The organism is Salipiger marinus, assembly GCF_035481585.1.
Lineage (GTDB): Bacteria > Pseudomonadota > Alphaproteobacteria > Rhodobacterales > Rhodobacteraceae > Salipiger > Salipiger marinus.
Map to the genome: position 1 here is coordinate 94676 of NZ_JAYKSL010000014.1, position 6210 is coordinate 100885.

A 6210-nucleotide genomic window follows, 5' to 3' on the forward strand; every position below is an offset into this window, starting at 1 on the left:
AAAAACTCCGGGGGAAGACCGCCGCAGGCGGGCTGGGGGCAGAGCCCCCTCGGCGTCGGGATCAGGCGAGAAGCTTTTCAAGGATCAGCGTCAGGATGACCCCGCCCAGCCCGAAGGCAATGGCATAGACGGCGGCAAACTGCGCGATATCGGCCCGGTTGCCCTTGCGGCGGCGGGCGGTCAGCCCGCCGATGACAGCGCCCAGAAGGGCGGCAGCGATCACGATCATGGCGGTCTCAGCTTCCTCTCACAGCCTCGGGCGACGGGCGGCGCGGGTGGCGCCGCAGGGCCCGATCAGAGCCGGAGCCCTATCCCGGTCCCCCCCGAAAGTCCAGCCGCGCCGCCCGGGGCGCGGCAGAGTGTCCCGCCGCGCCAAGGCTCTGCTCAGCTGCGCTGATACTTGATGAAGGGGGTCACGCGGCCGATGCGGTCGTAAAGCTGCCGGGCCGGGGTGTTGAACTCCTGCGTCAGCCAGTAGACCTGCGGCGCGCCCGCAGCATCGGCCTCGGCATAGACCGCCTCGATCAGCGCGCGCCCCACGCCGCGCCCGCGGCAGGAGGCATCGGCATAAAGATCCTGCAGATAGCAGACATTCTCGATCCGCCAGCAGTGCCGGTGCATCAGATAATGCGCGATCCCCACCGGGCGCCCGTCCAGTTCGGCGACCAGCGCGCGGAAATCCTGCGCCTCGTCCCCCAGCAGCCGGGCAAAGGTGGTGTCGGCCACGGTCAGCGGCACGGAGGTCTCGTAGAATTCCAGATAGGCGGCCCAGAGCCGCCCCCAGTCCTCGCGGTCCTGCGCCAAAAGCGGACGCACGACGATGCCGGAGGAGGCACCCGGGGCGGGCGCGGAAGACGGGGTGTCGGAATGGGTCATGGGGCGGGGCCTGCCTGTCTGGGGCCCCGGATGCCTGCGGATCGGGGCGCATGTCTGCCTGATGCCCCGACTATAGGGGCAAAGCCCCCCTGCGGCGCAAGCCCGGATCCCGCCGCCCCGACCCGGGGGCGGCAGCCTGCCTCAGACCATCATTTCCTTGGTGGCCGACAGCCGCACGTCGGGATAGTCGCGCACCACGCGGTCGATGTCCCATTGCAGGCGGGTCAGGAAGACGATGTCGCCATCATTGTCATGGGCGATATGCTGCTTGTTGGCGGTCACGAACCGGTCGACGGCGGCCTTCTCGCCATGCACCCAGCGGGCAGAGGTGAACTGCGACATGTCGAACCGCACCGGCAGGGCATATTCCTGCTCGATCCGCGCACCCAGCACCTCGAACTGCAGCGCGCCCACCACGCCCACGATGAACCCCGACCCGATGGCGGGCTTGAACACCTTGGCGGCACCCTCTTCGGCGAACTGGAACAGCGCCTTTTCCAGATGCTTGGCCTTCATCGGATCGCCCGCGCGCACGGTCTGCAGCAGTTCCGGCGCAAAGCTCGGAATGCCCGTCACCTTCAGCACCTCGCCCTCGGTCAGCGTGTCGCCGATGCGCAGCTGGCCATGGTTCGGAATGCCGATGATGTCGCCCGCCCAGGCCTCTTCGGCCAGTTCGCGGTCGGCGGCCAGAAACAGCACCGGGTTGGAGATGGACATGGGCTTCTTGCTGCGCACATGGGTCAGCTTCATGCCGCGCTCGAAATGCCCGGAGGCGAGCCGGACAAAGGCCACGCGGTCGCGGTGCTTGGGGTCCATATTGGCCTGCACCTTGAACACGAAACCGGTGACCTTCGTCTCTTCGGGGGCGATCTCGCGCGGGGTGGCGCGGGTCGGCTGCGGTTCGGGGGCCAGTTCGCCGATGCCGTCCATCAGTTCCTTCACGCCGAAGGAGTTGATGGCCGAGCCGAACCAGATCGGGGTCATATGCCCCTCCAGCACCGATTGCGGGTCAAGCGCGGGCAGCAGCGCGCGCGCCATCTCCACCTCCTCGCGGAGCTTCTCCAGCAGGTCGGCGGGGATATGCTCGGCGAGCTTGGGATCGTCGAGCCCCGAGATCTTGATCGATTCCGCCACCCGGTTGCGGTCGGCGCGGTCCATCAGCTCCAGCCGGTCATGGATCATGTCGTAACAGCCCAGAAACTCGCGGCCCATGCCGATGGGCCAGCTTGCCGGCGTCACGTCGATGGCAAGGTTTTCCTGAATCTCGTCGATGATCTCGAAAGTCTCGCGCGCCTCACGGTCCATCTTGTTGCAGAAGGTCAGGATCGGCAGATCGCGCAGGCGGCAGACCTCGAACAGCTTCCGGGTCTGGCTTTCGACCCCCTTGGCGCCGTCGATCACCATGATCGCCGCATCCACCGCCGTCAGCGTGCGATAGGTGTCTTCGGAAAAATCGCTGTGACCGGGCGTGTCCACCAGATTGTAGCGGAAATTCCCGTAATCGAACGACATGGCCGAGGCGGAGACAGAGATGCCGCGCTCCTGCTCCATCTTCATGAAGTCAGAGCGGGTGCGCCGGGCCTCGCCCTTGGCGCGCACCTGTCCCGCCATCTGGATCGCGCCACCGAACAGCAGGAACTTTTCGGTCAGCGTGGTCTTGCCCGCATCCGGATGCGAGATGATCGCGAAGGTGCGGCGCCGCGCGATTTCGGGCGGCAGGTCGGGGCGGTTCGAGGCACTGTCCAGCATGGAGGCGGCTATAGGGCGCGCGCGCCCGCTTGTCCATGGGGAACCAAGCGCGCGCCGGGCGGTTCCTGCCTCAGAACTGGCCCCGGATCCGGCCCAAGCTTCAGCCCGAAAGGACAGACGTCATGACCCGCGACCACGGCCCCGCCATCAAGGATGACAAGCTTTACGAAGACCTGCGCGAGAAGGGCAATTCCAAGGAGAAATCCGCCCGCATCGCCAATGCCAAGGCCAATCCCGACATGCACCCGTCCCGCAAGGGCGGTGCGGCCCCGGCCTATGAGGACTGGACCAAGGACGAGCTTTACGACCGCGCCCGCGAGATCGGCATCGAAGGCCGGTCCGACATGACCAAGGACGAGCTGATCGCGGCGCTGCGCCGCCACTGATCCGCGCCGCGCGCCTGAAGCCTCCGGCGGGAGTTTGCCGGGCAAGATGAAGCCTGCGCGTTTCCATTGGCCCCAAATATCCCGGGGGAGGCCGCGCCTGCGCGGCCGGGGGCAGCGCCCCCGGCTTCCCCTCCGCCCCGCGCCTCAGCCGGTGGAGGCGCGCCGCAGCAGATCCGCCGCGTCGCTGCGGCGCAGCAGCGCCTCCTGCACTTCGAACCCGCTCTGGTCGCTCTGGCTGTGGCGCGGCAGCAGCGCTGCCAGCGCGGGGGTCAGCTCGCCGGGCAGGGCGGCACGGGTGCGGCTGTCCACCAGCAGCGATTCCGCCGCGATGCCTTCGGCGTAGATGATCTGGTGATGGTCGAACAGCATCTGGTAATACTCGACGAATCCGCCATCGACGCGGCGGATGCTGCGGCCATTGACCAGATGCCGCGCCCGCACCAGCAGTTCGGCCCGGCCCGCGCCCAGCCGGTCCTCGCGCTGATAGATGAACAGCCGGTGATCGGGGCTCACCAGCAGGTCGCGCGCGGTGTTGAGCGTGCCTGCCCGGATCAGCACCGGCGCAAAATCTCCGGTGGCGCGCTGGGTGCGCTGGCCGATCCAGCGGATCGGCTGCGGGCCGTCATCGCGGGTCAGGACCATGTCGCCCACGCGCAGCGCCTCCACCGGGCATTGCGCGCCGGTGGCCAGCGTGATGGCGGTGCCGCGGCTGAAGGCGGTGCAGGCGGCCTGCGCAAAACGCCCCAGCGCCTCCTCGGTCGAGATGCCCACCAGCGCGTAATCCTGTCGCGCCACCAGCGGCCCCAGCGGCAGCAGGAACACCGCCACCACGCCGCCCTGCGCGTCGGTTTCCACCAGCACCAGCGCTTCGGTGGTGGCGCCGGACCCGGTCATGAAGGTCAGGCAGCAGTCCAGATGCAGCGCCGCACCCGGCGTTCCGGTCTTTGTGCCGGGCGCAAGCCGGAAGGGAGAGGCGGCGGTGGGAATGAGGCTCAGCCGCTGCGGCTCCGCCCGGGGCGACAGCTGGTAGATGTCGTTCAGCTCCAGCTCTGCGGCAAAGCTGACGCCATCGCCCAGATTGGCGCCTTCGCAGACGCGGAACTGGTCGGCGCAATAGATCGCGACGCTATGGGCGGGGACGCTCTGCAAGGCCTCGGCCATGCCCTGTCTTCTCCCTGTGGGGGTGGCGGTTCTGCGGCGGTCCGCTGGACCTGTCCCCATTGTATCCGATTAAAATGTGTCATCATATGGGTTTGCATCCGGCCATTTGCCGGCACGAGGAGGATTGAGATGGATCTGGGAATTTCAGGAAAGACGGCGCTGGTCTGCGCCTCGTCCAAGGGGCTGGGGCGCGGCTGCGCCGAGGCGCTGGCCGAAGCGGGCTGCCGTCTGGTGATGAACGCCCGCGGCGCCGAGGCGCTGGAGGAGACCGCCGCCCATATCCGCGCCAGCTATGGCGTCGAGGTGGTGACGGTGGCCGCCGACATCGTCTCGCCCGAGGGCCGCGCCCGGGTGCTGGAGAAGGCTGAGGGCGCCGAGATCCTCGTGACCAATGCGGGCGGCCCGCCGCCGGGGCTGTGGTCCGACTGGGACCGCGAGGATTTCATCAAGGCGCTGGATGCCAACATGCTGACGCCGGTGGCGCTGATGCAGGCGCTGCTGCCCGGCATGATGGAGCGCGGCTGGGGCCGGGTGGTCAACATCACCTCGCGGTCGGTCAAGGCGCCGATCCTTGCGCTTGGCCTGTCCAATTCGGCGCGGGCGGGTCTGACCGGCTTTGTCGCGGGCACCTCGCGGCAGGTGGCGGAAAAGGGCGTGACCATCAACAACCTGCTGCCCGGCGTGCACGAGACCGACCGCATCCGCCAGATGGACGCGCATGAGTCGAAAGCCACCGGCAAAGCGCTGGCCGAGGTCAGCGCTGCGCGCGCGGCAGGTATCCCCACCCGGCACTACGGTCAGGCCGAGGATTTTGGCCGGATGTGCGCTTTCCTCTGCTCGGTCCATGCCCGCTACATCGTCGGGCAGAACATCGTGCTGGATGGCGGCGAAACCATCGCCACGATCTGATGGCACGCGGACCGGACGGCACCGGCGGCGGCGCGGGATTCTCGCTCGCCGACCAGCTTTTCAACCGCGCGTCGCTGAGCGATCTGGCGCGCGATTTTGTGGTGCTGCCCGGCTTTGACGCGGAGCGCTTTGTTGAAGCCGCGCTGCCGCGTCTGCCGGGGCTGGGCGTGCATGCGCGGCTGGCGGTGCTGGCCGAGGAACTGGCGCGGCAGCTGCCGCAGGAGTTTCCGGCCATGGCCGAACGGGTGCAGGCCGCGCTGCCGCCCGAGCTTGATCCCACGCGCCGCGACGATGATTTTGGCCGCTTCATCCATGCCGTGCCCGGCGTTCTGGCGGCGCGGCACGGGCTCGATCATCCGGAGGAGGCGCTGGATCTGCTCTACGCGGCGACCAAGCGCTTCAGCATGGAATACGCGATCCGGCCCTTCCTCAACCGCTGGCCGGATCAGGTGGCGGCGCGGATGGATCAGTGGGTGGAGGATCCGCATTATCATGTGCGGCGGCTGGTGTCGGAAGGCACGCGGCCCCGGCTGCCATGGGGCGCGGGGATCACGCTGGATCCGCTTGTCCCGTTGCGCTGGCTGGACGTGCTGCATGCCGATCCCACCCGGTTTGTCACGCGGTCGGTGGCCAATCACCTCAATGACCTCAGCCGTCCCGCGCCCGAGGCGGTGCTGGAGCGGCTGGCGCGCTGGCGTGCCGAGCGCAGGGCAAAGGCGGCAGAGCTGGACTGGCTGACGCGCCACGCGCTGCGCACCGCCGTCAAGCGTGGCGAGCCGGGGGCGCTGGCACATCTGGGCTATGCGGCGGATCTGGCGGTGACGGGGCGGCTGGTGCTGGCGCAGGACCGTCTGCGCATCGGCGAGGTGCTGGAATTCACCGCCGAGATCGAAGGCAGCGGGCCGGTGCTGGTCGATTACCGGCTGCGCTTTCACCGGCCCGGGGGCCCGGCGGAAAAGGTGTTCAAGCTGAAGGCGGGGCAGGCGCCGCTGCGCGTGGTCAAACGTCACCGGCTGAAGGGCGATGCCACCACCTTTACCCTGCATCCCGGACGACATGCGGTGATCCTGCAGGTCAATGGCCGGGACGTGGCCGAAGCGGCATTTCAGCTGGAGGCGTGATCCCGGGG

At 68.3% G+C, this 6210-nt stretch carries 7 protein-coding genes; 3 read left to right on the forward strand and 4 right to left on the reverse strand.

Annotated features, from left to right (window positions below; translation table 11 throughout):
• Positions 1-61: 61 nt before the first annotated feature.
• From VK682_RS17840 to VK682_RS17850, 3 genes are all read right to left on the reverse strand, one after another.
• Positions 62-229 (reverse strand): apolipoprotein acyltransferase, encoded by a 168-nt coding sequence (locus VK682_RS17840; protein WP_089851051.1) that lies wholly within the window; start codon positions 227-229, stop codon positions 62-64.
• 155 nt (positions 230-384) lie between these two features.
• Entirely contained in the window at positions 385-876 is a 492-nt protein-coding gene (locus VK682_RS17845; protein WP_230797856.1) for a GNAT family N-acetyltransferase, read from the reverse strand.
• Between the two features lie 141 nt (positions 877-1017).
• Positions 1018-2625 carry a peptide chain release factor 3 gene (locus tag VK682_RS17850; protein ID WP_230797857.1) on the reverse strand — a complete coding sequence of 536 codons (1608 nt, stop codon included), beginning with the start codon at positions 2623-2625 and terminating at the stop codon, positions 1018-1020.
• Between the two features lie 122 nt (positions 2626-2747).
• Between VK682_RS17850 and VK682_RS17855 the strand changes: the two genes are divergently transcribed.
• Positions 2748-3011 (forward strand): DUF7218 family protein, encoded by a 264-nt coding sequence (locus VK682_RS17855; protein ID WP_230797858.1) that lies wholly within the window; start codon positions 2748-2750, stop codon positions 3009-3011.
• A 144-nt stretch (positions 3012-3155) separates the two neighbouring features.
• On the opposite strand, the gene VK682_RS17860 is transcribed toward VK682_RS17855, so the two are convergent.
• A complete protein-coding gene (locus VK682_RS17860) occupies positions 3156-4172 on the reverse strand; it encodes a Hint domain-containing protein (protein WP_230797859.1) in 1017 nt (338 codons plus the stop codon).
• A 129-nt stretch (positions 4173-4301) separates the two neighbouring features.
• On the opposite strand from VK682_RS17860, the gene VK682_RS17865 reads away from it, so the two are divergent.
• Together VK682_RS17865 and VK682_RS17870 are read left to right on the forward strand one after the other, a co-directional pair.
• Positions 4302-5081 carry an SDR family oxidoreductase gene (locus VK682_RS17865; protein ID WP_324782297.1) on the forward strand — a complete coding sequence of 260 codons (780 nt, stop codon included), beginning with the start codon at positions 4302-4304 and terminating at the stop codon, positions 5079-5081.
• Entirely contained in the window at positions 5081-6202 is a 1122-nt protein-coding gene (locus VK682_RS17870) for a YhaZ family DNA alkylation repair protein (RefSeq protein ID WP_324782298.1), read from the forward strand. Before VK682_RS17865 ends, VK682_RS17870 begins: the two co-directional genes overlap by 1 nt.
• Positions 6203-6210 lie beyond the last annotated feature (8 nt).